The sequence below is a fragment of the Actinomadura sp. 21ATH genome, from assembly GCF_041951345.1.
Lineage (GTDB): Bacteria > Actinomycetota > Actinomycetes > Streptosporangiales > Streptosporangiaceae > Spirillospora.
Map to the genome: position 1 here is coordinate 16875 of NZ_JBGNUR010000010.1, position 21415 is coordinate 38289.

18 protein-coding genes and 1 pseudogene are annotated in these 21415 nt (G+C 75.1%); 11 read left to right on the top strand and 8 right to left on the bottom strand.

The window, feature by feature from the left end; translation table 11 throughout:
• Positions 1-3135, top strand: a complete 3135-nt coding sequence (locus ACA361_RS26235) for an AAA family ATPase (protein ID WP_375016026.1) — start codon at positions 1-3, stop codon at positions 3133-3135.
• Here ACA361_RS26235 and ACA361_RS26240 read toward each other — a convergent pair.
• On the bottom strand, positions 3099-4532 hold the full coding sequence (locus tag ACA361_RS26240) for a tryptophanase (RefSeq protein WP_375016028.1): 1434 nt from the start codon (positions 4530-4532) through the stop codon (positions 3099-3101). The genes ACA361_RS26235 and ACA361_RS26240 overlap by 37 nt on opposite strands.
• Before the next feature lie 58 nt (positions 4533-4590).
• On the bottom strand, positions 4591-5715 hold the full coding sequence (locus ACA361_RS26245) for a tryptophan dimethylallyltransferase family protein (protein ID WP_375016030.1): 1125 nt from the start codon (positions 5713-5715) through the stop codon (positions 4591-4593).
• Between the two features lie 300 nt (positions 5716-6015).
• On the opposite strand from ACA361_RS26245, the gene ACA361_RS26250 reads away from it, so the two are divergent.
• From ACA361_RS26250 to ACA361_RS26260, 3 genes are read left to right on the top strand one after another with little or no spacing between them, the layout of a single operon-like run.
• Positions 6016-6810 (top strand): carotenoid biosynthesis protein, encoded by a 795-nt coding sequence (locus ACA361_RS26250; RefSeq protein ID WP_375016031.1) that lies wholly within the window; start codon positions 6016-6018, stop codon positions 6808-6810.
• A complete protein-coding gene (locus ACA361_RS26255) occupies positions 6798-8267 on the top strand; it encodes a phytoene desaturase family protein (protein ID WP_375016033.1) in 1470 nt (489 codons plus the stop codon). The genes ACA361_RS26250 and ACA361_RS26255 overlap by 13 nt, the downstream gene beginning before the upstream one ends.
• Positions 8264-9442 (top strand): glycosyltransferase, encoded by a 1179-nt coding sequence (locus ACA361_RS26260; protein WP_375016035.1) that lies wholly within the window; start codon positions 8264-8266, stop codon positions 9440-9442. The genes ACA361_RS26255 and ACA361_RS26260 overlap by 4 nt, the downstream gene beginning before the upstream one ends.
• Here ACA361_RS26260 and ACA361_RS26265 read toward each other — a convergent pair.
• Entirely contained in the window at positions 9393-9989 is a 597-nt protein-coding gene (locus tag ACA361_RS26265) for a glycerol-3-phosphate acyltransferase (protein ID WP_375016037.1), read from the bottom strand. The two genes, ACA361_RS26260 and ACA361_RS26265, sit on opposite strands and share 50 nt — an antisense overlap.
• Here ACA361_RS26265 and ACA361_RS26270 point away from each other — a divergent pair.
• Positions 9964-10695, top strand: a complete 732-nt coding sequence (locus ACA361_RS26270) for a spheroidene monooxygenase (protein WP_375016038.1) — start codon at positions 9964-9966, stop codon at positions 10693-10695. The genes ACA361_RS26265 and ACA361_RS26270 overlap by 26 nt on opposite strands.
• 5 nt (positions 10696-10700) lie before the next feature.
• On the opposite strand, the gene ACA361_RS26275 is transcribed toward ACA361_RS26270, so the two are convergent.
• From ACA361_RS26275 to ACA361_RS26290, 4 genes are all read right to left on the bottom strand, one after another.
• Positions 10701-11639: a phosphate acyltransferase gene (locus tag ACA361_RS26275; RefSeq protein ID WP_375016463.1), complete on the bottom strand. Its 939-nt coding sequence runs from the start codon at positions 11637-11639 to the stop codon at positions 10701-10703.
• A gap of 148 nt (positions 11640-11787) precedes the next feature.
• Positions 11788-12705, bottom strand: a complete 918-nt coding sequence (locus ACA361_RS26280; RefSeq protein ID WP_375016040.1) for a phytoene/squalene synthase family protein — start codon at positions 12703-12705, stop codon at positions 11788-11790.
• Complete coding sequence (gene crtI, locus ACA361_RS26285; protein WP_375016042.1) at positions 12702-14177, bottom strand: phytoene desaturase family protein; 1476 nt, start codon at positions 14175-14177, stop codon at positions 12702-12704. The genes ACA361_RS26280 and crtI overlap by 4 nt, the downstream gene beginning before the upstream one ends.
• A 162-nt stretch (positions 14178-14339) precedes the next feature.
• On the bottom strand, positions 14340-15854 hold the full coding sequence (locus ACA361_RS26290; protein WP_375016043.1) for an SDR family oxidoreductase: 1515 nt from the start codon (positions 15852-15854) through the stop codon (positions 14340-14342).
• Between the two features lie 251 nt (positions 15855-16105).
• Between ACA361_RS26290 and ACA361_RS26295 the strand changes: the two genes are divergently transcribed.
• The 3 genes from ACA361_RS26295 (at position 16106) to ACA361_RS26305 (ending at position 18622) form a co-directional block, all read left to right on the top strand.
• The gene (locus ACA361_RS26295) at positions 16106-17044 is read left to right on the top strand and encodes a MerR family transcriptional regulator (RefSeq protein WP_375016045.1); all 939 of its coding nucleotides are present in this window, start codon (positions 16106-16108) and stop codon (positions 17042-17044) included.
• 115 nt (positions 17045-17159) lie between these two features.
• Positions 17160-17660: an RNA polymerase sigma factor gene (locus ACA361_RS26300; RefSeq protein WP_375016047.1), complete on the top strand. Its 501-nt coding sequence runs from the start codon at positions 17160-17162 to the stop codon at positions 17658-17660.
• Positions 17657-18622 (top strand): YbgA family protein, encoded by a 966-nt coding sequence (locus ACA361_RS26305; RefSeq protein ID WP_375016049.1) that lies wholly within the window; start codon positions 17657-17659, stop codon positions 18620-18622. The genes ACA361_RS26300 and ACA361_RS26305 overlap by 4 nt, the downstream gene beginning before the upstream one ends.
• Positions 18623-18775: 153 nt before the next feature.
• Here the strand turns inward: ACA361_RS26305 and ACA361_RS26310 are convergent, their stop codons facing one another.
• Positions 18776-19303 carry a GNAT family N-acetyltransferase gene (locus ACA361_RS26310; protein ID WP_375016051.1) on the bottom strand — a complete coding sequence of 176 codons (528 nt, stop codon included), beginning with the start codon at positions 19301-19303 and terminating at the stop codon, positions 18776-18778.
• A gap of 90 nt (positions 19304-19393) precedes the next feature.
• Between ACA361_RS26310 and ACA361_RS26315 the strand changes: the two are divergent.
• From ACA361_RS26315 to ACA361_RS26325, 3 genes and pseudogenes are all read left to right on the top strand, one after another.
• A pseudogene (locus ACA361_RS26315) lies at positions 19394-19920 on the top strand (transposase family protein); the annotation flags it as partial.
• 146 nt (positions 19921-20066) lie between these two features.
• Positions 20067-20336, top strand: coding sequence for a hypothetical protein (locus ACA361_RS26320; RefSeq protein WP_375016054.1), 270 nt, complete (start codon positions 20067-20069; stop codon positions 20334-20336).
• 147 nt (positions 20337-20483) lie between these two features.
• Complete coding sequence (locus tag ACA361_RS26325) at positions 20484-20837, top strand: hypothetical protein (protein ID WP_375016055.1); 354 nt, start codon at positions 20484-20486, stop codon at positions 20835-20837.
• The last annotated feature ends 578 nt before the right edge of the window (positions 20838-21415 follow it).

Below are 21415 nucleotides of genomic sequence, written 5' to 3' on the forward strand. Positions count from 1 at the left end.
GTGGAGCCGGCGCTGATCGGACGGAACGCGCCCCTGGGCATGCTGCGGTCGCGGATCGAGCGGGCGGTCACGAGCCATGGCGGCCTGGTGCTCGTCACCGGCGAGGCCGGGATCGGCAAGACGTCGCTGGTGTGCGGCGCGGCGGCGGAGGCGGCGCGGCGGGGGATGCGCGTCCTGCGCGGCGCCTGCTGGGACTCGGACGTGGCCCCGGGGCTGTGGCCGTGGACCCAGGCGCTGCGCGCGCTGCGGCGGCTGAGCACCGGGGACGAGTGGGCGCGCGCCGCGGCGGAGGCCGGCGAGGTGCTGCCGGTGCTGTTCGGCGAGGGGCCCGAGCGCGCGGCGGCCGGCGGCTTCCGGGTGTTCGACGCGGTCACCGGCGTGCTGGTCGCGGCGTCGCGGGACCGGCCGGCGCTGGTGGTCCTGGAGGACCTGCACTGGGCGGACGCGGCGTCGCTCGGCCTGCTGGAGTTCGCGGCGCAGCACGCCTGGTTCGAGCGGCTGCTGCTGGTGGCGACGTACCGGGACGTGGAGGTCCAGCGGCCCAGCCATCCCCTGGGCGGCGCGCTGCGGCCGCTGGCCATGCGGGCGGCCACCGTCCGGCTCGGCGGGCTGGCGCCGGAGGGCGTGGCGGAGCTGATGGCCCGCGCGGCGGGGCGGCGGCCCCCGGAACGGCTGGCGCAGGAGGTGCACCGCCGTACGGGCGGCAACCCGTTCTTCGTGGAGGAGACGGCGCGGCTGTGGTCGGCGGGGCAGCCGGTCACCCGGATCTCTCCCGGGGTGCGGGCCGCGCTGCGCCGGCGGATCGCGCTGCTGAGCGAGCCGGCCGCCGGCCTGCTCGCGGCGGCGGCGGTGCTGGGGCGGCGGTTCGGGCTCGCCGCGCTGGCGGGGACGGCGGGCGAGAGCGAGACCCGCGCCGCCGCGCTGCTGGAGGAGGCGGTGGACGCCGATCTGGTGGGGCGGGAGGGCGGCCGGGAGTTCGTGTTCAGGCACGACCTCGTACGGGAGGCGCTCTACGACTCGCTGGAGGCGCCGCGGGCGCGTCGCCTGCACGCGGCGGCCGTCCGCGCGCTGCTGGGGACGGCCGGGGTCCCGGATCCGGAACGGCCGGCCGCGCTGGCCCGGCACGCCCGCCTCGCCGGCGGCGAGCTGGACGCGGCCGTGGCGGTGGGGCTGCTGGTGGACGCGGCGGAGCACGCGTCGGCGAGGATGGCCTGCGCGGAGGCGGTGCGCCACTACGAGCACGCCCTGGAGCGGCTCGGCGGCGGCGCCGTCCGCGAGCGCGTCCGGCTCCTCCTGTTCCTGGGCGCGGAGCTGCAGCTCGTGGGCGAGCACGACCGGTCCTGGCTGGCCTTCGGGAGCGCCGCCGCGGCCGCCCGCGACGCCGGCGACGCGGACGCGCTGGGGCGGGTGGCCCTGGCCGTCCTGACCGCGAACTCCAAGGGCGACCGGACCGGCCTGAAGTCCCGCGTCCTGCGCGAGGCGTACGCGGCCGGAGAGGAGGGGGACGTGCCGGACTGCGAGGCGGACCTCGCGGTCGCCGTCGCCCGCCGCGTCGCCTCCGCCGCCCGCGCCGCCGGTGACGACGAGGCGCTGTGCCTCGGGCTGTGGGCGGGCATGATCGCCGGCTGGGGGCCGCGTACGGTGGCCGGCCGGACCGCCGCGGCGGCCGAGCTGGCCGAGGCGGCGCGGCGCCGGGGCGACCGCGCGATGGAGCTCGACGCGATGGGCATGCGGTGGACGGCGCTGCTGGAGAACGGCGACCCGGAGTTCCTGGAGCGGTTCGAGGCCGTGGCACGGGCCGCGGGCGCGGACCGCTCGCCCCGCGTGGGCTTCGCCTCGATCATGGACCGCGGGGTGGTGTGCGCGCTGCTGGGCCGGTTCGACGAGGCCGAGCGGCTGCTCGCCGAGACCCTCGCGCTGAGCGACCGGCACGGCCGGTACTTCCTGCTCTTCGCCCTCCACCAGCGCTGGGCGCTGTCCCTGCTCCAGGGCCGGTTCGACGGCCTGGACGAGGTCGTGCGGGCGATGGGGGCGCACGGCCATCCGCACCTGGAGCTGCTGGAGGCCGTGACGGCGCTGGAACGCGGCGAACGGCCGCCGCATCCCGTACCGCGGCCGGCGCGGGACGGCGGCACCGTCCTGCAGCGCGGCGTCGTCCCGCTGTGGCTGCGGTACGAGGCGCAGGCCGCCGCGCTGTCGGGGGACGCGGCCCGGTGCGAGCGGGCGCTGGAGGCGCTGGCACCGTACCGGGGGCAGTGGCTCGTCTCGTTCTACGGCTGGAGCATCAGCGGCCCGGTGGCGCTGTGGACCGGCGTCCTGGAGGCGGCGCTGCGGCGCTGGGACGCGGCGGTGGACGAGCTGTCCCGCGCGCGGCGGTCCGCGGAGCGGCTGCACGCCCGCCCCTGGGCGGTGCGCGCCGGTCTCGAACTCGCGGCGGCCCTGGCCGCCCGCGGCACCGGCGAGGACGCCGCCACCGCTGCGGCGCTGCTGGCGGAGGCGGCGGACGAGGCGTCCCGGCTGGGCATGGCGCATCTGGCCGAGCGCGCCGGACGCTCCGCCCGCGAGCCGCCCGGGCACGGCGCCGCGGGCGTTCCGGACGAGTTCACCTGGGACGGCGCCGTCTGGCGGCTGAGTTACGGCGGGCGTACCGTTCACCTGCCCGACGCCAAGGGCATGCGCGACCTGCACTGCCTGCTGGGAGCCCCGGGCCGCGACGTGGCGGCGGTACGGCTGCTGAACCCGGTGGACGCGGCGGTCGAGACGGCCGCGTCCATGGGCGCCGACGCCGTCCTGGACGATGAGGCGAAGGCGCGCTACCGGCGCCGCCTGGACCTGCTCGACGAGGCCGTCGACCGCGCGGTGGAGCTCGGGCGGGACGCCGAGGCGGCGGAGTACGACCGGGAGCGGCAGGCGCTGATCGGCGAGCTGCGCCGCGCCGCCGGGCTCGCGGGCCGCGCGCGCCGGCTCGGCGACGCGGGCGAGCGCGCCCGCAAGACCGTGACGGCGCGCGTCCGCAACGCGCTGCGGCGGATCGAGGACCGGCATCCGGAGCTCGGAGCGCATCTCCGCGAGTCCGTGTCGACCGGCGCGGCGTGCCGTTACGCGCCGGACCGGGAGATCGCCTGGCGCCTGTGACCCGCCGCGGCCGGTCCGGCGTCCGGCCCGGGACCGGGTACGGGTTCGAGCCGGGCACGGAAGTGGCGCAGCATCGGCGGCGCCTCCACGATGCGGTAGCCCGGGACGCGGCCGGCGTTCCGCGCCGTCTCCGCCAGGACCGCCCCGACGTGGTCGAGGTGGCCGGCGGTGTAGACGCGGCGGGGAAGGGCGAGCCGCAGCAGTTCGTACGGGGCGGACTCGACGGGCTCGCCGTTCTCGTCCTCCTTGCCCAGGTAGAGGGAGCCGAGCTCGACCGACCGGATGCCCCCTTCGAGGTACAGCGCGCAGGCGAGTGCGTGCCCGGGGAAGCGGTGCGGCGGGATGTGCGGCAGGAGCCGGCCGGCGTCGAGGTAGAGGGCGTGCAGGCCGGGCGGCTCCAGCAGGGCGATGCCGGCGGCGCGGGCCAGGCCGGCCAGGTGGGCGGCGGCGTCGGCGCGGGACCGCAGGTAGGCGGGGTCGGTGACCTCCTCAAGCCCCTGGGCGATCATGTCGAGATCGCGGCCGGCGAGCCCGCCGTAGGTGGGGAAGCCCTCGGTCGCGGTGAGGAGGAGCTCGCAGCGCTCGGCGAGGGCGGGATCGCGCAGCGCGAGGAAGCCGCCGATGTGGGCGATGCCGTCCTTCTTGGCGCTCATGAGGCAGCCGTCGGCCAGGGCGAACGCCTCCTCGGCGACCTGGCGCGGCGTGCGGCCCCGGTAGGCGGGCTCGTGCCGCGTCACCAGCCAGGCGTTCTCGGCGAACCGGGCGGCGTCCAGGAACAGCGGGACGCTGTGCCGCCGGCACAGGTCGGCGGCGCCCGCGAGGTTGGCCATGGACACCGGCTGCCCGCCGCCGCCGTTGTTGGTCAGCGTCATGATCACCAGCGCGGTGCGGGACGCGTCCGGCCCGCGCAGGGCCGCTTCGAGCCCGTCCAGGTCGATGCCGCCCTTGAACGGGTCGTCCCCGTACAGGTCCCGCGACCGCGGGCACGGCAGGTCCCGGGCCCGGCAGCCGGCCAGCTCCACGTTGGCGCGGGTCGTGTCGAAATGGGTGTTGCTCAGCGTGACCTGCCCCGGCCGCAGCAGCGCCGAGAACAGGATCCGCTCCGCCGCCCGCCCCTGGTGGACGGGGAGGATGTGCGGGTACGACGTCAGGTCCCGCACCGCCGCGTGGAAGCGCTCGAACGACCGCGAGCCGGCGTAGGACTCGTCGCCGGTCATCGCGGCGGCGAGCTGGGCCGCCGACAGGGCGCCGGTGCCCGAGTCGGTGAGCAGGTCGATCGTCACCTCGCCGGCGCGCAGGCCGAACAGGTTGTGGTGGACGCGGGCCAGCGCGCGTTCGCGCTGCTCCCGGGTCGTCCGCGGGATGGGTTCGACGACTTTGATCCGGTAGGGCTCCACGGGGCCTCCTCTGGCCGTGTCCTGTGGTCGTTCGTGGCCGCGTGCCGCGCGTCCCCGGTCAGCCGCTCGTTCGCGGCGCGCGGACCCGGTACGCCTCGGGCGAGAGGTAGACCGTCAGCCGGGGCTCGGCGCCGTCCGCCTGCACCAGGGACAGGTACGAGATCAGCCCGACCCCGCCGCCCAGGTCGCGCGACGTCATCGCGGCCAGCGCGCGGTCGAGCGGCGCGGCCGGCACGCCCCGCCGCAGGAGCAGGGCGGCGGCGCGGTCCCGGGCCTCCCGATCGTCCCGGACGTAGTCGCGCACGGGGACGTGCACGGTGTGGGCCGTGGGACGCGCGGCGTCCCGCCCGGTGAAGGAGAAGCAGGACACCAGCGGCCTGCGGTCGAACATGCCGGTCCCGGCGGCCTCCCGGCAGAACCGCGCCACACCCGGACGGCCGCCGCCGCACGCCAGCCGGGCGATGTGGCCGGCGCCCTCGGCGGAGATGCCCCGGTGCGCCACGTAGACCTTGACGCGCGGCGCCGCCCAGTCGCCCAGGTCCACCGAGAAGAACATCAGCTCGTCGCCGGGCCGGGACGCGGCGCTCTCCAGCAGGGCGGGCCACGCGCGGCCGTGGCCGAGCCGGCCGAGCGCCTCCCCGACGGCCGCGGCGGCCCCCTCCGGGCCGCGGGCGAGGGGATCGAGGTAGACCTTGATCCCGGGCGTTCCGCCGCAGCGCAGCTCCAGCGCGCACCACAGCGCGAAGCGGCCGCGCGGCGCGGGCGGCAGGAAGAGGTCCTCGACCAGGCGCAGCGGCCCGGTCGAGCAGCCCCACCGTTCCGCGAGGCGCTCGACCGCGCGCCGGCCGACGCGGGCGCTCTCGGCGAGCGTGGGAGCGACGCAGCCGGGCTCCACCAGCACCCGCACGGACGGGACACCCCCGCCGGGGAACGACACCGACAGCTCCGCGGGAGTGTGGTCGTCGCTGACGAACGACGCCGACGCCGGCTGCCCGCCGAGCGGCAGCGAACCGGCCGCCCCCAGCAGCTCGTGCAGCGCCCGCATGTCCTCGATGCCGGTGACGGGGTATCCCGCGGCGGCGCGGAGGCGCTGGAGGCACCCCGCGAGATGCGCGCCGAGAGTGACCGTCTCGGGCGCGCGGGCGACGGGCGGGCCGCTGGGACCGGGAAGACCGATCGTCATGATCGCTCCAGGGATCGGGCCGATGGGACGGCACGGGGGTCGTACTCCCAGGGGCGCCACATCCGATGTGGCGCCCGCCGCACCCGATGTGGCGCCCGCCCCTGAAGATCCGCCGGCCTCTGATCCGCTGGCCTCTGATCCGCCGGTCTCCGATCCGCTGGTCTCAGGTCCGCTGGTCTCTGATCCGCTGGTCTCAGGTCCGCTGGTCTCTGATCCGCTGGTCTCAGGTCCGCTGGTCTCCGATCCGCCGGCCTACGGATCGGGTGCATCCGATGCGCCGGTTCCTCCGAAGGACTCTGTATGGGGCAAGTGCGCGGCGGGCAGGTCGGGCGGCGGGAGAGGCTCGCGAAGCCGCGGCCGAGGGCGCCGGTCGTCATCGGGACCGGCCTCCTGGTCGCGATGGTGATGGCGCAGGTGCTGTCGGGTGTCCGGCCGGAGGAGCTCCGGCTGACGAGCGTCGTGGTCGTGCTGCTGGCGGCGAGCGCCGTGGCGTTCCTGGCGGCCCGCCACGGCCCCGCGCGGGCGGCGGGGGCCTTCGGCGCCGTGGTGGCCGTCGGGTACGCGGCGGAGTGGGTCGGCGTCCGCACGGGCGTCCCGTTCGGGGAGTACGACTACACCCCGGTGCTGTGGCCGCAGCCGGGCGGCGTGCCGGTCATCGTGGCGGTCGCCTGGGGCGGCATGGGACTGGCGGCGCACGCGGTCGCCACCGCGATCGTCCCCGGCGGCGGGCCGCCGCGCGTGGCGGTGGGGGCACTGGCGCTGACGGCGTGGGACCTGTTCCTGGATCCGCAGATGCTGCGGCTCGGGCTGTGGACGTGGGCGGACCCGGGCCCGTACCGGGGCGTGCCGGTCAGCAACTTCCTCGGGTGGCTGGCGGTGTCGGCGCTGGTCATGGTGGTGATCGATGCCATCGTGGGACGGTCGGCCGCGGCCGCGGCGGGCGGGCTCGTCGCGCTCTACGCGGTGATGGCCGCGATGGAGACGCTGGCGTTCGCGGCGGTCTTCGAACCGCCGGACCGGCTGGTGGCGGTCGCCGGTGGAGTCGCGATGGGGACGTTCGTGGTGCTGGCCGGGAGGCGTCGATGGCCGAGGTGATCGTGGTCGGGGGCGGGGTCGGGGGGATGGTCGCCGCGCTGCTGCTGGCGCGGGGCGGCCATCAGGTCCGGCTGTACGAGCGGCTCGACCGGCTCGGCGGCAAGCTGGCCGAGTACGAGCGCGAGGGGTTCGCCTTCTCGCTGGGGCCGTCGCTGCTCACGCTGCCCGGGATCTTCCGGGAACTGGGCGTGGAGCGCGGCCTGGTGGAGCTGGAGGAGCTGTGCCGGTACCGCTTCGCCGACGGGTCGGAGCTGCGCGCGTGGCGCGACCCGGAGGCGATGGCCCGGGCGGTCGACCGGCTGGCCCCCGGCCAGGGCGCCGCCTGGCACGCCTTCCACGGCTGGGCGCGGCGGTGCCTGGACGCGTCGCGGCGCACCTTCTTCGCCGGGCCGCTCGGCCGCCCGCCGGAGCACGCCAGGCCGGGCGACCTCCTCGCCGTGGCACCGGGACGGACCCTGAACGGGCTCGCGCGGCGCTTCTTCCGCGATCCGCGGCTCCGCCAGTACGTCGGGCGGTACGCGACGTACGCGGGATCGAGCCCGTACACGGCGCCGGCCGCGCTCGGCTGCGTCCCCGCGATCGAGCACGGCGAGGGCGGCTGGTACGTGCCGGGCGGGCTGCCGCGGATCGCCGCCGACCTCGCCGGGCTGCTGGCCGCCGCAGGGGTGGAGGTGCGCACCGGCGCCGAGGTGGCCGAGGTGGTCGCCGGCCGTACGGCGGTGTCGGGCGTGGTGCTGGCGTCGGGCGGGCGGGACACGGCCGACGCGGTGGTGGTGAACGCCGACGCGGCCGCCCTGTACGGCCGGCTGCTGCCCGACGGGCGGCGGCTGCGCCGGCTGGCCCGGCTCGGCCCGTCCTCGTCGGCGTTCCTGATGCTGGCCGGGGTCGAGGGCCGGACCGCGGGGCTGCCCCACCACTCCGTCGTCTTCTCGGCCGACTACCGGCGGGAGTTCGCCGACATCTTCGAGCGGCGGCGGCCGCCGCGGGACCCGACCGTCTACATCGGCTGCTCGGCGGTCGACGACGCGTCCCAGGCCCCCGCCGGCGCGGAGAACTGGACCATGCTCGTCAACGTTCCCGCCGGGGATCCGGGCCGCTGGCCGATGTCCCCCGAGTCCTACCGCGACCTGGTGCTGGACCTGCTGGCCCGCCGCGGGCACGACCTGTCGGGGCGGCTGCGGTTCGTGGACCTGTTCACTCCCGCGGACCTGCGCGACCGGTACGGCGCGTGGGGCGGGGCGATCTACGGCACGGCCTACCGGGGCCGGTTCGCGCCGTTCCGCAGGCCGGGCAACCGCGGGCCGCGGCGGGGGCTGTACCTGGTGGGCGGGTCGGCGCACCCGGGCGGCGGGCTGCCGCTGGTCGCGATGGGCGGCCGCATCGTCGCCTCGCTGGTCGAGGAGGACTTCCCGCGCGGGGCGCCGCGCCCGGCCCGGGCCGCCAGGGGAGCACGGTGAGACCGCTCACCGCGGCGCAGGCGGTGGCCGCCGCGATCGTGGCGGCGCGGCTCGCGCGCGGGCGGAACCGTCCGGCGCCGCTCGCCCCGCCCGCCCCCGGGCCCCCGGCGCCGCCGATCTCGGTGGTGATCCCCGCCCGCGACGAGGAGGCCCGCATCGCCGGCTGCCTGGAGCCGGTGCTGGCCGACCCGGACGTCGCCGAGGTCATCGTCGTGGACGACGAGTCGCGCGACGCGACCGCGCGCCTGGCCTCCCGCCTCGGCGCCACGGTCGTCGCCGGCACTCCGCCGCCGGACGGCTGGGTCGGCAAGCAGTGGGCGCTGCGCCAGGGGGTGGCGGCCGCCGCCGGCCCCGTCGTGGTCCTCCTGGACGCCGACACGCGCCCCAAGCCGGGCCTGTGCCGGGCGCTCGCGGAGCTGCTGGACGACCACGACCTGGTGACGGCCGGGCCGCGCTTCGTCTGCGACGGCACGGCCGAGCAGGCGCTGCACGCCTCGTTCCTGGCCACCCTGGTCTACCGGTTCGGCCCGATCGGGCCGGAGGCCCCGTCCCCGGACCGCCTCCTGGTCAACGGCCAGTGCATGGCCTTCCGGAAGTCCGGCATGGTGGAGGCCGACGGCTTCGCCCGGGTCCGCCGCCATCTCACCGACGACGTCGCGCTCGGCCGGCTGCTCGCCCGGGACGGCTGGCGGGTCGGATTCCGGGACGCCGGCGCGCTGCTGGAGGTCGACATGCACGCGTCCGCCGCGGAGGTGTGGCGGGAGTGGGGGCGCTCGCTGTCGCTGCGGGACGTGACCGGCAGGGGCCGGCTCACCGGGGACCTGGCGGTGATCTGGCTGACCGCGGCGCTGCCGGTGCTGCGGCTGGCGGCCGGGAGGCCCACGCCGCTCGACGCCGCGCTGCTCGCGCAGCGGCTGCTGCTGGTGGCCGCGCTGCGCGGCAGCTACGCGCGGCCGGGCGCCGGCCTGGCCCTCTCACCGCTGCTCGACGCGGCGGCCGCGGTACGCCTGACGCAGGCCGCCGTACGGCCGGCGCGCACGTGGCGCGGCCGCGCGTACGGCCGCGACGCGGTCAGCGCCCCCGGCCGCCGCGCGGAGCGGGCGGCGGAACGCGCCGGAGCGGCGGTCACGCGCGGCGGCCGGCCAGCGCGGCCTGGCCGAATCGCCAGCCGATGAGGCACATCAGCGCTCCGGTCGCGGCGACCCGCGTCGCCGGCATGAAGAACAGCTGCAGCACGGGCAGCGAGAACACCGCCACCCGCGTGCCCAGCGCGAACGAGCGCCGGGCGAGACTCACCCCGACCAGCAGCGCGATCCCGAGCGCGAACGCCGGCGGGCAGATCACGGCGAACCCGCCGGCGAAGGCGAGGATCGAGCGCCCGCCGCGCCCGCCGGCGAACACCGGCCAGGCGTGGCCGGCCATCGCCGCCGCGACCGCCGCGTACACGGGCAGGACGCTCGCCCCGGCCACCACGCCGAGGGGTCCCGTCTCGCCGCCGCCCGCCGCGAGCCCGGCCAGCCCCGCCGCCGTCCCCTTGAGCATGTCGCCGGCGAAGACGGGGACGGCGGCCCGCCACCCGGCCAGCTCCATCACGTTCCAGAAGCCGGGATTGCGGTCGCCGGTCTCGCGCGGGTCGAATCCGCGGACCCGGCCGACCAGCACCGCGACCGGCACCGAGCCGAGCAGGTAGCCGCCGATGATCGCCACGAGCACTGAAGTCATCGCCTCGTTCCACCTCGTCAGGTACGCGGGTGCGGACGCCATGCGCTACATGGCGTTCGACCGGCCGGTGCTGCGCCGCACCGCCGGGCTGCGGTTCTGGCGGCTGCTCGGGACGGGCCGGGGCCGGTCCATGAGCCTGGGCGCCGACCTGCGCCGCTGGGCGCTGTTCGCGGTCTGGGACGGCGAGCCGGCGCTGGCGGGGTTCCTGGCGCGCTCGCCGGTGGCGGCGCGCTGGCGGGAGGAGGCCGCGGAGAGCTGGCAGGTGCGGCTGGCGCCGCTGGTCTCGCGCGGCTCGTGGGGCGGCCGGGACCCGTTCGGGACGGCGGGCGCCCTCCCGACCCCGGGCGGGCGCGCCCGGCCGCGCGCGCCGGTGGCGGTGCTGACCAGGGCCTCGATCCGGCCGGCCCGGCTGGTGGCGTTCTACCGGTCGATTCCGGACGTCGACCGGCTGCTGAGCTGCCAGGAGGGCTGCCTCGCCTCGGTCGGGGTGGGGGAATGGCCGCTGGCCCGGCAGGCGACGTTCTCGCTGTGGCGGGACGAGGCCGCCATCGCCCGCTTCGCCCACGGCGGCGCCGCGCACCGCTCGGTCATCGGCCGGGTGCGCGGCGAGGGCTGGTACTCCGAGGAGCTCTTCGCGCGCTTCGCCCCGTACGGCAGCGAGGGCACCTGGGACGGCCGCGACCCGCTGCGCGGCGGGCCGGCGTGAGCCGGTCACGTCACCGGCCCGGGACCGGCGGGCCCGCGCGCGAGGGCCGGGGCGCTCTCCGCCGCCAGGTCGCGCGCCACCACGCACGCGCGGGCGATGGCGGCCGACCTCGACGAGCCGTGCGCGACGACGGCCGTCCCCGCCAGGCCCAGCAGCGCCGCGCCCCCGTGGGTCTCGGCGGCGTAGAGCCGCCCCACCTCGCGCAGCCGCTCGGGGGCGGCGATACCGGCCCGGGCGACCAGCTCCAGGGTCGTCCGGACGGAGCCCTCGACGTTCTTGAGCACGACGTTGCCGGTGAATCCGTCGGTCACCACCACGTCGACCGTTCCCGCCAGCACGTCGTGCCCTTCGACGTTGCCGTGGAAGCGGACGGGCAGGGCCGGCAGGAGCCGGGCGGCCTCGCGGGCGAGCCGGTTGCCCTTGCCGGGCTCGGACCCCAGGGACAGCAGCCCCACGGACGGGTCGCCGACGCCGAGCACGTTCCGGGCGTAGGAGGCGCCCAGCAGCGCGAACTGCGCCACCATCTCCGGCGTCGGGTCGGCGGTCGCCCCGGCGTCGACCAGGACGGTGGCGCCGGTCAGCGACGGCAGCGCCACCGCCAGCGCCGGCCGCAGGACGCCCTCCCGCCGGCCGAGGACCCGGACCGCGCACGTCACGACGGCTCCGGTGGACCCGGCCGAGACGAACGCGGCCCCGTCCCTGCGGGCCAGCTCGCAGCCCACCATCAGGCTCGACCCGGGCCGGGCGGCGGCTCCCGCGCCCCGCTCGGCCATGGGCACGACGTCCCCGGCGTGCAGCACGCCGACCTCGCCCGCCGCGCCATGCCGCCGCAGCTCGCGGTGGAGCTCGCCGGCCCTGCCGACGAGGGTCACCGGCACGCCGTGCTCGCGCCGCGCGGCGAGCGCCCCGGGCACCGTCTCCGCGGGGCCGTGGTCGCCGCCCATCGCGTCCAGCACGACCCCCACCGGACCCGCCCCGCCCGCGCCGTCCGTGATGCCCGCCCCGCCTGTGCCGTCTGTTCTGCCCGTGCCGTGCGGTTCGGCGCGGGCCGTCTCGCCGGCCGTCCGTTTCGCGTCGCGGGAAACGGTCATGTCACCGCACCCCGGCAGGTACGCGCCGCTCGGCCCGGCGGGCGGCCGACGCCGCCCTCAGGTGCCGCGCGAAGATGGCGGCCCGGCGCCGGCGCGGCACCCGGGCCCGGCCGGCCAGCACGTCGTGGCCGGCCGCGGCGATCTCGTGCAGGATGCCGCCGTACAGCTCGTACGCGGCGCGGATGCAGGGCCGCGAGGACGGCGCCAGCAGCTCCACCCCCGCCAGCGCCCGGCGGTAGTGGTCGCGGGCCCGGCCGGCCTCGTACGCCACCAGCTCCCTCAGCGCCCCGCTCGCGGCGGGACCGGCGAGGTCGTCCTCGGTCACGCCGAACGCCGCCATGTCGCGGCGCGGGAGGTACACCCGGCCGCGGGCCAGGTCCTCGCTCACGTCCCGCAGGAAGTTGGTCAGCTGGAACGCCCGGCCGAGCTCGCGCGCGGGTTCGCGGGCCGCCTGCTCGGCGCCCGGCACCGTCTCCAGCACCGGCACCATCATCAGCCCGATCGCCGCGGCCGACCCCTCCATGTACACCAGCAGGTCCTCGTAGGTGTCGTACCGCGTGACGGCCAGGTCGGTGCGCATGGAGCGCAGGAACGCCTCGATGTCGGCGCGCTCGATCCCGAACGAACGCACGGTGTGCGCGAACGCGGGCAGCACCGGCCCCTCGGCCGGCCCGCCGTCCAGGGCGACGCCCAGCGCGGCGGTGAGGCCGTCGAGCGCCGCGGCCCGCCCGGCGGTGCCGCCCGACGAGTCGTCGACGTCGTCAATGTCAACGATGTCATCTACGTAGCGGGCGAAGCCGTACAGCGCGTGGACGTGCCGCCGCTTCCACGGCGGGAGCAGCAGGGTGGCCAGGTAGTAGGAGCGGCCGTGGTCGGCGTTGAGGCGGCGGCATCGCTCGTAGCTCGCGGTCAGCGTCATCGGCTGCCTTCCAGGATCCGGGCGGCGGCCAGCCGGCCGGAGATCAGCACCGGGGGGACCCCCACTCCCGGGGCGGTGTACATCCCGGCGTAGTGCAGGCCGGGAACGCGGCGGCTCCTCCCCGAGGGCCGGAACCATGCCGTCTGGCGGAAGCGGTGGTCGAGGGCGAACGGGGTGCCGGCGGAGTGGCCCATCCGCTCCCAGGCGGGCGGGTCCAGGACCGTCTGGGGAGCCGATGACAGGTCGCCGTATCCGAGGGCCTCCAGGCGGCGCAGCAGGCGTTCCCGGAGGCGCGGCGCGAGCCGTTCCCAGTCGGCTCCGCCCGCCAGGTTGGGCGCCGGTTCGAGCGCGCTCAGGGTGGCGTGCCCGGCGGGGGCGGCGGTCCCGTCGGCCTGCGGGCAGGTGACCAGGAGGCTGGGATCGGGCTGCGGGCGCCCGGCCGCGAGGGCGTCGAACGTGCCGGTCCACGAGCGGCCGAAATGCAGCGTGTGATGCGCCCGCCCGGCCGGCCGGTGGTCGAGCCCGAAGTGCACGACCAGGCAGGACGGCGAGTAGCGCGGCTTGCGCAGCCGCCAGTCGCGGGCCGCTTCCGGCAGCAGCCCCCGGTGGGCCCGGGGCAGGTCGCACGCGATCACCACATGGCTCGCGGCGACCCGTTCACCGGTTTCGAGCCGGACCGCCACCACGCCCGAGCCGTCGGTCTCGACCCGTTCGGCGCGCACCCCGTACCGGAAGCAGGCGCCCGCCTTCTCCGCCACGCCCGCCAGGGCCCGCGGGATGGCGTGCATCCCTCCGCCGGACGGGAAGTAGACGCCGCCGACGGTGTCCATGTGCGCGACGACGGCATAGACGGCCAGCGCCTTGTGCGGGGGAAGCCCGACGTACAGCGCCTGGAACGTGTGCGCCCGGACGAGCCGCTCGTCGCGCAGGTGCGCGGCCACGAAGCGGTCCAGGCGCCGGAACCCGCCGGCGGCGGCCAGCCGGAGCAGCGCGTACGGCCGGGCCATGCCGCGCAGCCGGGTCATGTCCGCGTCGATGAACGCCGGCCACTCCGCCTCGAACATCGCGCCGAGCCGGCGCCGGAACCGCCGGTACCGCTCGGCCTCGGCCGGCCCGCACAGCGCCCGGACGTTGCCGGCCATCTCCTCTTCGCCGGCCACCACGTCCAGGTGGGAGCCGTCATGGAAGGCCAGCCGGTAGTACGGGTCCAGCCGCTCCAGCGGCAGCACGCCGTCCATGTCCTCGCCCGCCGCGCCGAAGGTCTCGGCCAGCACGCCCGGCATGGTGAGCACCGAAGGGCCGGTGTCGAACCGGTACGGCCCGATGCTCGCGGTGCCGCAGCACCCGCCGGGCTCGTCGAGCGCCTCGACGACCACCACCTCGCGCCCGGCCGCCGCCAGGTGGACCGCCGCCGCGAGGCCGCCCAGCCCGGCGCCGACCACGACGACCGGGCCGGTCGCGGCCGCGGCCATCAGCGCCACCCGCCCGGTGCGCGGCCCCGTGCTCCGCCACGATGGGGGATCACCGTCACCTCCGTCGCCGCCGTCCGATCCCTCGCCCAGGTCTTCGGGACGGGACGGCGGATCGGTTGCATCCCGAGCAAAAGGAACGGGCGCGGCCCCGTCCCCGGGCGGTCAGCCTTCGCGGCGCGCTGCGCTGGCACGGTGCCCCGCGGTGACGGTGTCCTGCTCGGCGGCGCGGGCGATGCCCCGGCTCATCCCCCCGAAGACCACCTCGTGGAACGGGCGGAACGCCCACCAGTACGCGTGCCCGGCCAGCCCTCTCGGGTGGAACAGCGCCCGCTGGGTGAGGCGGGCGCGGGCGTCGTCCCCGTCGTCCCCGTCCACGCGCAGTTCGAGCCAGGCGAGGCCGGGCAGCCGCATCTCGGCGCGCAACCGCAGCAGGCGACCGGGCTCGATCTCCTCGACGCGCCAGAAGTCCACCGCCTCCCCGGCCCGCAGCCGCCGCGGGTCGCGGCGCCCGCGCCGCAACCCCACGCCGCCCACCAGCCGGTCGATGACCCCGCGCGCCCGCCAGGCGAGGGGGAACGAGTACCAGCCGCGCTCCCCGCCGATGCCCTCGACGACCTCCCACAGCCGCTCCGGCGGGGCGTGCGCGCGCCGGGTCCGCTCGTCGGTGTAGAGGCTGCCGCCCGCCCAGTCCGGGTCCGTCGGTAGGGGGTCGCTGGGCGCGCCCGGGGTGCTGGCCGAGGACCAGCGGGTCGCGACGTCGGTCTCCCGGACGCGGCGCAGGGCCAGGGCCACCGAGCGGTCGAAGCCGGTCGCCCCCTCCGGCGGCGGGGGCACGTACGCGGCGATGTCGTTCTCGGCGCACACCACCTCGTTGCGCAGCGACTCCACCAGGGGGCGCGCCAGGCCGCCGGGCACCGGGGTGATGGCCCCCACCCACAGGCTCGACAGCCACGGGCTCAGCACCGGGACCGGCACGATGAGGCGCCGCCTCAGCCCGGCCACGGCCGCGTAGCGGCGCATCATCTCCTCGTACGTGAGGACGTCCGGGCCCCCGATGTCGAAGCCGCGGCTCACCTCGCCGGGCAGCGCGGCCGACGCCACGAGGTAGTGCAGAACGTCGCGGATCGCGATCGGCTGGATGCGCGTGTGCCCCCACCGCGGCGTGACCATGACCGGCAGCCGCTCGGTGAGGTGGCGCAGCATCTCGAACGACGCGGAACCGGACCCGATGATCACCGCCGCCCGCAGCCACGTCACCGGGACGCCGCTGTCCAGCATGATCTCGCCGACCTCGGCGCGGGACCGCAGGTGCGGCGACAGCTCCTGGTCGGGATTCATGCCACCGAGGTAGACGAGGCGCCGCACCCCCGCGTCCCGCGCCGCCGCGGCGAAGGTGCGGGCCGCCCGGCGGTCGGTCTCCGCGAATCCGCTCCCGCCGCCGATCGCGTGGATGAGGTAGTAGGCGACGGCGACGCCCTCCAGCGCCCGCCGGGTCGCGTCCGGGTCGGTGGCGTCGGCCTCCACGACCTCCACCCGCGACGCCCAGGGATGGTCCCGCAGCCGCCGGGCCGAACGGGCCATGCACCGCACCCGGTGGCCGGCGTCCAGCAGCTCGGGCACCAGCCGGCCGCCGATGTAGCCGCTGGCCCCGGTGACCAGGTACGACCGCTCGCTCATCCCCCGCCCCCTCCAGGGACCGCTCGTACCCGCCGCTGACCTGGGCAAGCACGCGCCCGCGCGGACTTTGCCAGAACGAGAGGAGGGGGGCGGCCGGCGGCCAAACCCGCCGCGCCGGTCACTCCGGATCGACGATCGGGGGGCGGGTGGCCGGGCGCCCGCCGCCGGTTGCAACCGGCGCTAAGTTCCCTGCGAAGACCTGGTAGATCGTACGCTTTGCGGCCGGGGAGCAACGAGCGGGCAGGAGGCACATGAGCGGGCCGCCGGACCAGGAGGCCGGGCTGAGCGTGGGCGCGGTCGCGCAGCGCCTCGGCGTGGCCGCCTCCACGCTGCGCACCTGGGACCGCAGGTACGGCATCGGCCCCAGCCGCCGCAGCGCGGGCAGCCACCGGCGCTACGCCCCGGCGGACATCGTCCGGCTGGAGACGATGCAGCGGATGATCCTCGCCGGGGCCCCGCCGGCGGAGGCCGCGCGGGTCGCGGTGGGAGGCGAGCCCGGTGAGGCGCCCGCGCCCCGGGCCCATGGCGCGGGCGGCAACCGGGTCCCCGTCGGCGGGGCCGCCGCGGAGTCCGGTGCGATGTCCGCGGAGGTGCGGGGCCTGGCCCGGGCGGCGATGGCGCTGGACGCTCCCGCGATGGCCCGTACCGTCCGGGCGGCGCTCGAACGGGACGGGGTCGTGCGGGCCTGGGAAGGGCTGTTCGTCCCGGTCCTGGACGGGATCGGCCGCAAGCACGCCGCGACCGGCGACTGCGTGGACGTCGAGCACCTGCTGTCCACGGTGCTTCTCGGCCGTCTGGCCGAGGTGCCGCCGCCGGCCAGGCCCTTGAACGCGCGACCCGTCCTGCTCGCATGCGCCCCCGAGGAGCAGCACAGCCTGCCGGTGCACGCGCTCGCCGCCGCGCTCGCGGAGGCGGGCATCGCCGTCCGGCTGCTGGGGGCGCGGGTCCCGGCGCCGGCCCTGGCCGCCGCGATCCGGCGTACCGGCCCGGGCGCGGTGTTCGTCTGGTCGCGGATCGCCGAGACGGGCGATCCGGGCTGGCTGGACGGCCTGCCCAGGGCCCGTCCCGCCGTTCCGCTCGTGGTCGGCGGGCCCGGCTGGGCGCGGGACCGGCTGCCGGCCGCCGCCCGCGTCGTCGCGACCCTGTCCGAGGCGGTCACCGAACTGGGGTCCGCGTACGGGCCGTCCTGATCCGCGCCCCTGACCGGCCCGGATTTAGTCCTTCCTTTGCGCCCTCTCGGTTGCGCGCGCCCCCACATTCCGACTATGAACAAGTTTTGAAGCGATTTTCATCGGAGGGGCGCGGATGACTCTGGGAGAGCGGCTCGCACGGGGCGACGAGACCGCGCTGACCGAGTGCTACGGGGCGATCGCCCCGCTCGTCCGCCGGCTCGTCGCGAAACTCGTGCCCGGCCATGCCGTGGACGACGTCGTCCAGGTCGTCTTCCTGGAGGTCTGGCAGTCGCGCGGGCGCTTCGACCCGGCACGGAACCTGGAGCCCTGGGTGCTGGCGATCGCCCGCAGGCGCGCCATCGACAAGCTCCGCGCCGAAGCCCGCCACTCCCGGCGGACGGTGCCGCTGGACGACCTCCCCAGGACGCAGCGCGACGAGACCGTGGCCGTCGACGCCGCGTGCGACGTGCGCAAGGCGCTGGCGGCCCTGCCCGAGGTGCAGCGCCAGGCGCTCGTCCTCGCCCACTTCGAGCAGCTCACCCAGCCGGAGATCGCCGACCGGCTCGCCGTCCCGCTCGGAACCGTCAAGGCGCGCACCACCCGCGGGCTGCGCCGCCTGAGCACCCTCCTGTGAGCGTCCACCCGCGCCCCCGGCTCGCGGTATCGAGCTGCCTGCTGGGAGCCCCGGTCCGCTACAACGGCGGCCACAGCCGCGACCGCTTCCTCACCGACCGGCTGTCGCGCCATGTCGACTGGGTTCCCGTCTGCCCGGAAATGGAGATCGGCCTCGGCGCGCCCCGGGCCACGCTGCACCTGCTCACCGCCGGGCGCATCGTCACCCAGGACCGGACCGCCGACCACACCGAAGCGATGATGGGCCTGGCCCGGGACCGGATCCCCGGCCTCACCGGTCTCGACGGGTACGTGCTCAAGTCCCGTTCACCCAGCTGCGGGCTGGGCGGCCTGCCGCGGTACGCGTCCGGACGTCCCGGCGAGCGCACCGACGGGCAGCCGGTCGACCGCGGCGGCCGGGGCGTGTGGGCCGGCGCCGTACGGGACGCGTACCCGCTCCTGCCGGCCGAGGAGGACGGGCGCCTGCGCGACCCCGTCCTCCGCGAGCACTTCGTCGAGCGCGTCTTCGCCCAGGCGAGGCTGCGCGAGCTCTTCGACGGGGAGTGGCGCCCCGGCGACCTCGTCGCCTTCCACAGCAGGCACAAGCTGCAGATCCTCGCCCACCACCCGGCCGCCTACCGGGAGACCGGCCGGATCGTCGCCCGGGCGGGCACCCGGGACCGCGACGACCTGGAAGCCGACTACCGCCGCGCTTTCGGCGAGGGCCTGGCCGTCCGCGCCAGGCGCGGCCGCCACACCAACGCGCTCATGCACGTCCTCGGCCCCTTGAGCGACCGCCTCGACCAGGCCCGGCGGCACGACATCGTGGCCGCCATCGAGTCCTACCGGCGAGGGGAGACGCCCCTCAGCGTCCCGGTCGCCCTCCTGCGCCACCACGCGGAGGGCGAGCACCACGACTACCTGGCGGAACAGACCTACCTGGACCCGTACCCCGCCGACCTCATGCTGCGCCACCACCTCTGACAGCACGCGCGCGGGGAAAGAAGTTCGTGTACCCCCTAGGGGGTACATCACAGACGGCTGCACCACTCAGGGCCACGCCCCCGGGTGCAGTACCACGATCGTCAGTACCTTCGCCATGGACTGAGCTAAGGGCTGTCCCGTAATTGCCGCTCGTCACTGGGTAGTGACGTGTAGCCCCCGGATGTACCAATTGAACTGTGTGCCGTCCTTGCTGTGCGTCTGCTTGCCGAGGGTGAACCCTGCCCGCTGCGCGACTGCGGCCGATGCGGGATTCTCTGGCTCCACCTGAATGACCGCCTCCTGTCCGCCCTCGTTCGCCGCGTACTGGGACGCCAGGAGGACCGCGCGGGTAGCCAGACCACGTCCCCTCCAGGACGGATAGAGGCCGTATGCGACGTTCACCTGTCCGGGAGCCAGTCCCTCTCCCGCGAACCGCAAGTCAACCGTCCCCGCGAGCACCTCGTCGGCGCCCGCGCGTATGCCGAAAGCGCGGAGCGGCCCGGCCGTCTCCCACTGTTGCTGGCAGTGCCGAAAGTACGCTTCGATGCCCTCGCGTGTCCCGGGGCCGCCGTTGAGCCAGCGAACGAGCAGCTCGTCCTCCCCCGTGAGGTGCGCCTCCACATCGTCCAGGCGCAGCGGGGACAGAGTGATGATCCCGTCGGACAGCTTCACTTCATGCATTCGGTGATTCTCGACGCCGGAGCCGTGCCACACCATCCGATTCCGCCGGACATCGCGCAGCGCTGCTCCACCACAGGGGGTGATCTTGGTGTGGCTGGTGTGATCACGGCGTCGGAGTCGTCCTGGATGGCTCCGTTCACCGGGCTGAGCCCGCGGCAGTTCAGCAAGCTGCTGACAGCACTGCGACGCGAAGGCGCGGATGAGGTCCGCAGGGGGCGACCGTGGAGCCTGCCGCTGGAGGACCGGGTTCTGCTGGTCGCCGCGTACTGGCGGACGAACTTGACTCTAAGGCAGCTGGCGCCGCTGTTCGGGTATCGAAGTCGGCCGCCGGCCGCATCATCGACCACCTGGCACCCTCGCTCGCACTCCAGCCGCGCAAGCGGTTTCGCAGGGACACTGTGCTGATCGTGGACGGCACCTTGGTCCCCACCCGTGACCACACCGTCGCCGAGCAGTCGAAGAACTATCGGTACTCCACGAATCATCAGGTCGTCATTGACGCAGACACTCGGCTCGTCATCGCTGTCGGCCAGCCGTTGCCCGGCAACCGCAACGACTGCAAGGCATGGGAGCCGTCCGGCGCCAAGGCCGCCGTCGGCAAGGCCGTAGTGATCGCGGGGCTCTCCACGCCAAACGGCATCGGCCGGGACCGCTGGCCTGATTTGAGGTACGCCGGGTACGGAGCCGACTGCAGGCGCAGGGGCGCGCTGACGTAGGATGGAACCGAATAATATGGGGCTGGAAATAAACACAGGGGAGGGGCGTGAAACTTAACAAGGACGGCATCATACCGGAGGTCGTTGTGCGAAAAAGCCATCACCTGGCAGGTGTCGAGGTCATCGAAATTCCAGGACTCGGCTATTGGTCTTCGGTCGAGTCGGCTGAGGAGGCACTGGAGAAGCTCACCCGAGGTCAATGCCCGATGACTCATGAAGTCGATGGCGAACTCGAAGTAGGTGCATGCCGGATCTGTGGCGAGCTTGAAGGACCCGTTAACTCCGGCTCAAATACTGACGAAAAGTCGGCTGGTTGAGCCTTAGGTACGCGTGTAAGAGGTGTGCACCACGATAGAGCAGTGCGGTCTTTAGCTACTGTTCCGCTCGATCTATCTCAAGATATTGCAGCCCACTGCGGTCTGTACGCTTCCGAGAATCGATGCCCGCACGATATAGTATGCTCCATGGCTGACACTGTGGGACGCGGCGATGCCGAGCCGAATCCATTTGCTGAGCATCGTTTGCGGATCATCACGGTGTCGGCTGCCAACAGGATCACTGGGGACGCTATGCAGTCATGGTCCTCAATTGCTGTAACCAGTGCCTTCACAGGCGAACTGCTCCGCTTTCCAGCCGCTGAAATCCCGTCCGGCGTCATCGAACGGCTTGCGGATGGACGTGAGCACCTCCGCACCGTGGATGGGTTCACGCTCCACTTGGATGGTGCAGGCGGCCTCTTGGCGTACGACGATGTAGGCGACCCGATCCAGGGCCCTGGAATATTCATGGTCGTTGAGGTGAATGGGCCCCGATTCTGACAATAGTTGAACTAGTGGAAACGGGCCCGTCCGGCTGTTGAAGCTCGTTCTCGGAATTTGCTTGCCTGGATCTATAGCAGAATATTTTCTGCCCAGACGCGAGGTCCTGATTTGACCTCTCGCCACGGTCCGATGGAACGTATCGTCCCTTCTGGTGGAGTAATATCGGCGATCCGTGCTACTCGGATTGTGTGAAGCTTGGAGAACAGTTGCACAGCCAGCACTCGGCGGAATGGTCCGCCTAGGGGCCCAGTTAAAGCCGAGCCTCCGAGTAGCACCGCTTCAGGATTCAATCTCGATGCTTTGGCGGTAAGCGGTTCCGATTGCTCGACGAACGGGACGCCGGAGTCGTTTATGAAGGCGATCACGCCGCGATCGAAGATGTCAAGGCCGGCGGCGTGGCGCACTGACGTGGTATCCGACGCAACCACGATGAGACGTTCCGGTACGTCTGGCGCGCCAACGGCCGCATCGCGTACGTCTGCGCATACCCGGCCCAAGATCTCCAGCAACTGCTCAGGGGACCTCATGCTTGTCAAGACTAAGGGATCAGCAGACCGGGAGAGCCCGACCGGTGG

Excerpts from the sequence above, each read along its gene's own strand:
- ACA361_RS26245 (WP_375016030.1), bottom strand. The coding sequence starts at position 5,715 with ATGACGATCGGTCTTCCCGGTCCCAGCGGCCCGCCCGTCGCCCGCGCG.
- ACA361_RS26250 (WP_375016031.1), top strand. The coding sequence starts at position 6,016 with ATGGGGCAAGTGCGCGGCGGGCAGGTCGGGCGGCGGGAGAGGCTCGCG.
- ACA361_RS26255 (WP_375016033.1), top strand. The coding sequence starts at position 6,798 with ATGGCCGAGGTGATCGTGGTCGGGGGCGGGGTCGGGGGGATGGTCGCC.
- ACA361_RS26270 (WP_375016038.1), top strand. The coding sequence starts at position 9,964 with ATGATCGCCACGAGCACTGAAGTCATCGCCTCGTTCCACCTCGTCAGG.
- ACA361_RS26265 (WP_375016037.1), bottom strand. The coding sequence starts at position 9,989 with ATGACTTCAGTGCTCGTGGCGATCATCGGCGGCTACCTGCTCGGCTCG.
- ACA361_RS26275 (WP_375016463.1), bottom strand. The coding sequence starts at position 11,639 with ATGGGCGGCGACCACGGCCCCGCGGAGACGGTGCCCGGGGCGCTCGCC.
- ACA361_RS26280 (WP_375016040.1), bottom strand. The coding sequence starts at position 12,705 with ATGACGCTGACCGCGAGCTACGAGCGATGCCGCCGCCTCAACGCCGAC.
- crtI (WP_375016042.1), bottom strand. The coding sequence starts at position 14,177 with ATGGCCGCGGCCGCGACCGGCCCGGTCGTCGTGGTCGGCGCCGGGCTG.
- ACA361_RS26290 (WP_375016043.1), bottom strand. The coding sequence starts at position 15,854 with ATGAGCGAGCGGTCGTACCTGGTCACCGGGGCCAGCGGCTACATCGGC.
- ACA361_RS26295 (WP_375016045.1), top strand. The coding sequence starts at position 16,106 with ATGAGCGGGCCGCCGGACCAGGAGGCCGGGCTGAGCGTGGGCGCGGTC.
- ACA361_RS26300 (WP_375016047.1), top strand. The coding sequence starts at position 17,160 with ATGACTCTGGGAGAGCGGCTCGCACGGGGCGACGAGACCGCGCTGACC.
- ACA361_RS26310 (WP_375016051.1), bottom strand. The coding sequence starts at position 19,303 with ATGCATGAAGTGAAGCTGTCCGACGGGATCATCACTCTGTCCCCGCTG.
- ACA361_RS26325 (WP_375016055.1), top strand. The coding sequence starts at position 20,484 with ATGGCTGACACTGTGGGACGCGGCGATGCCGAGCCGAATCCATTTGCT.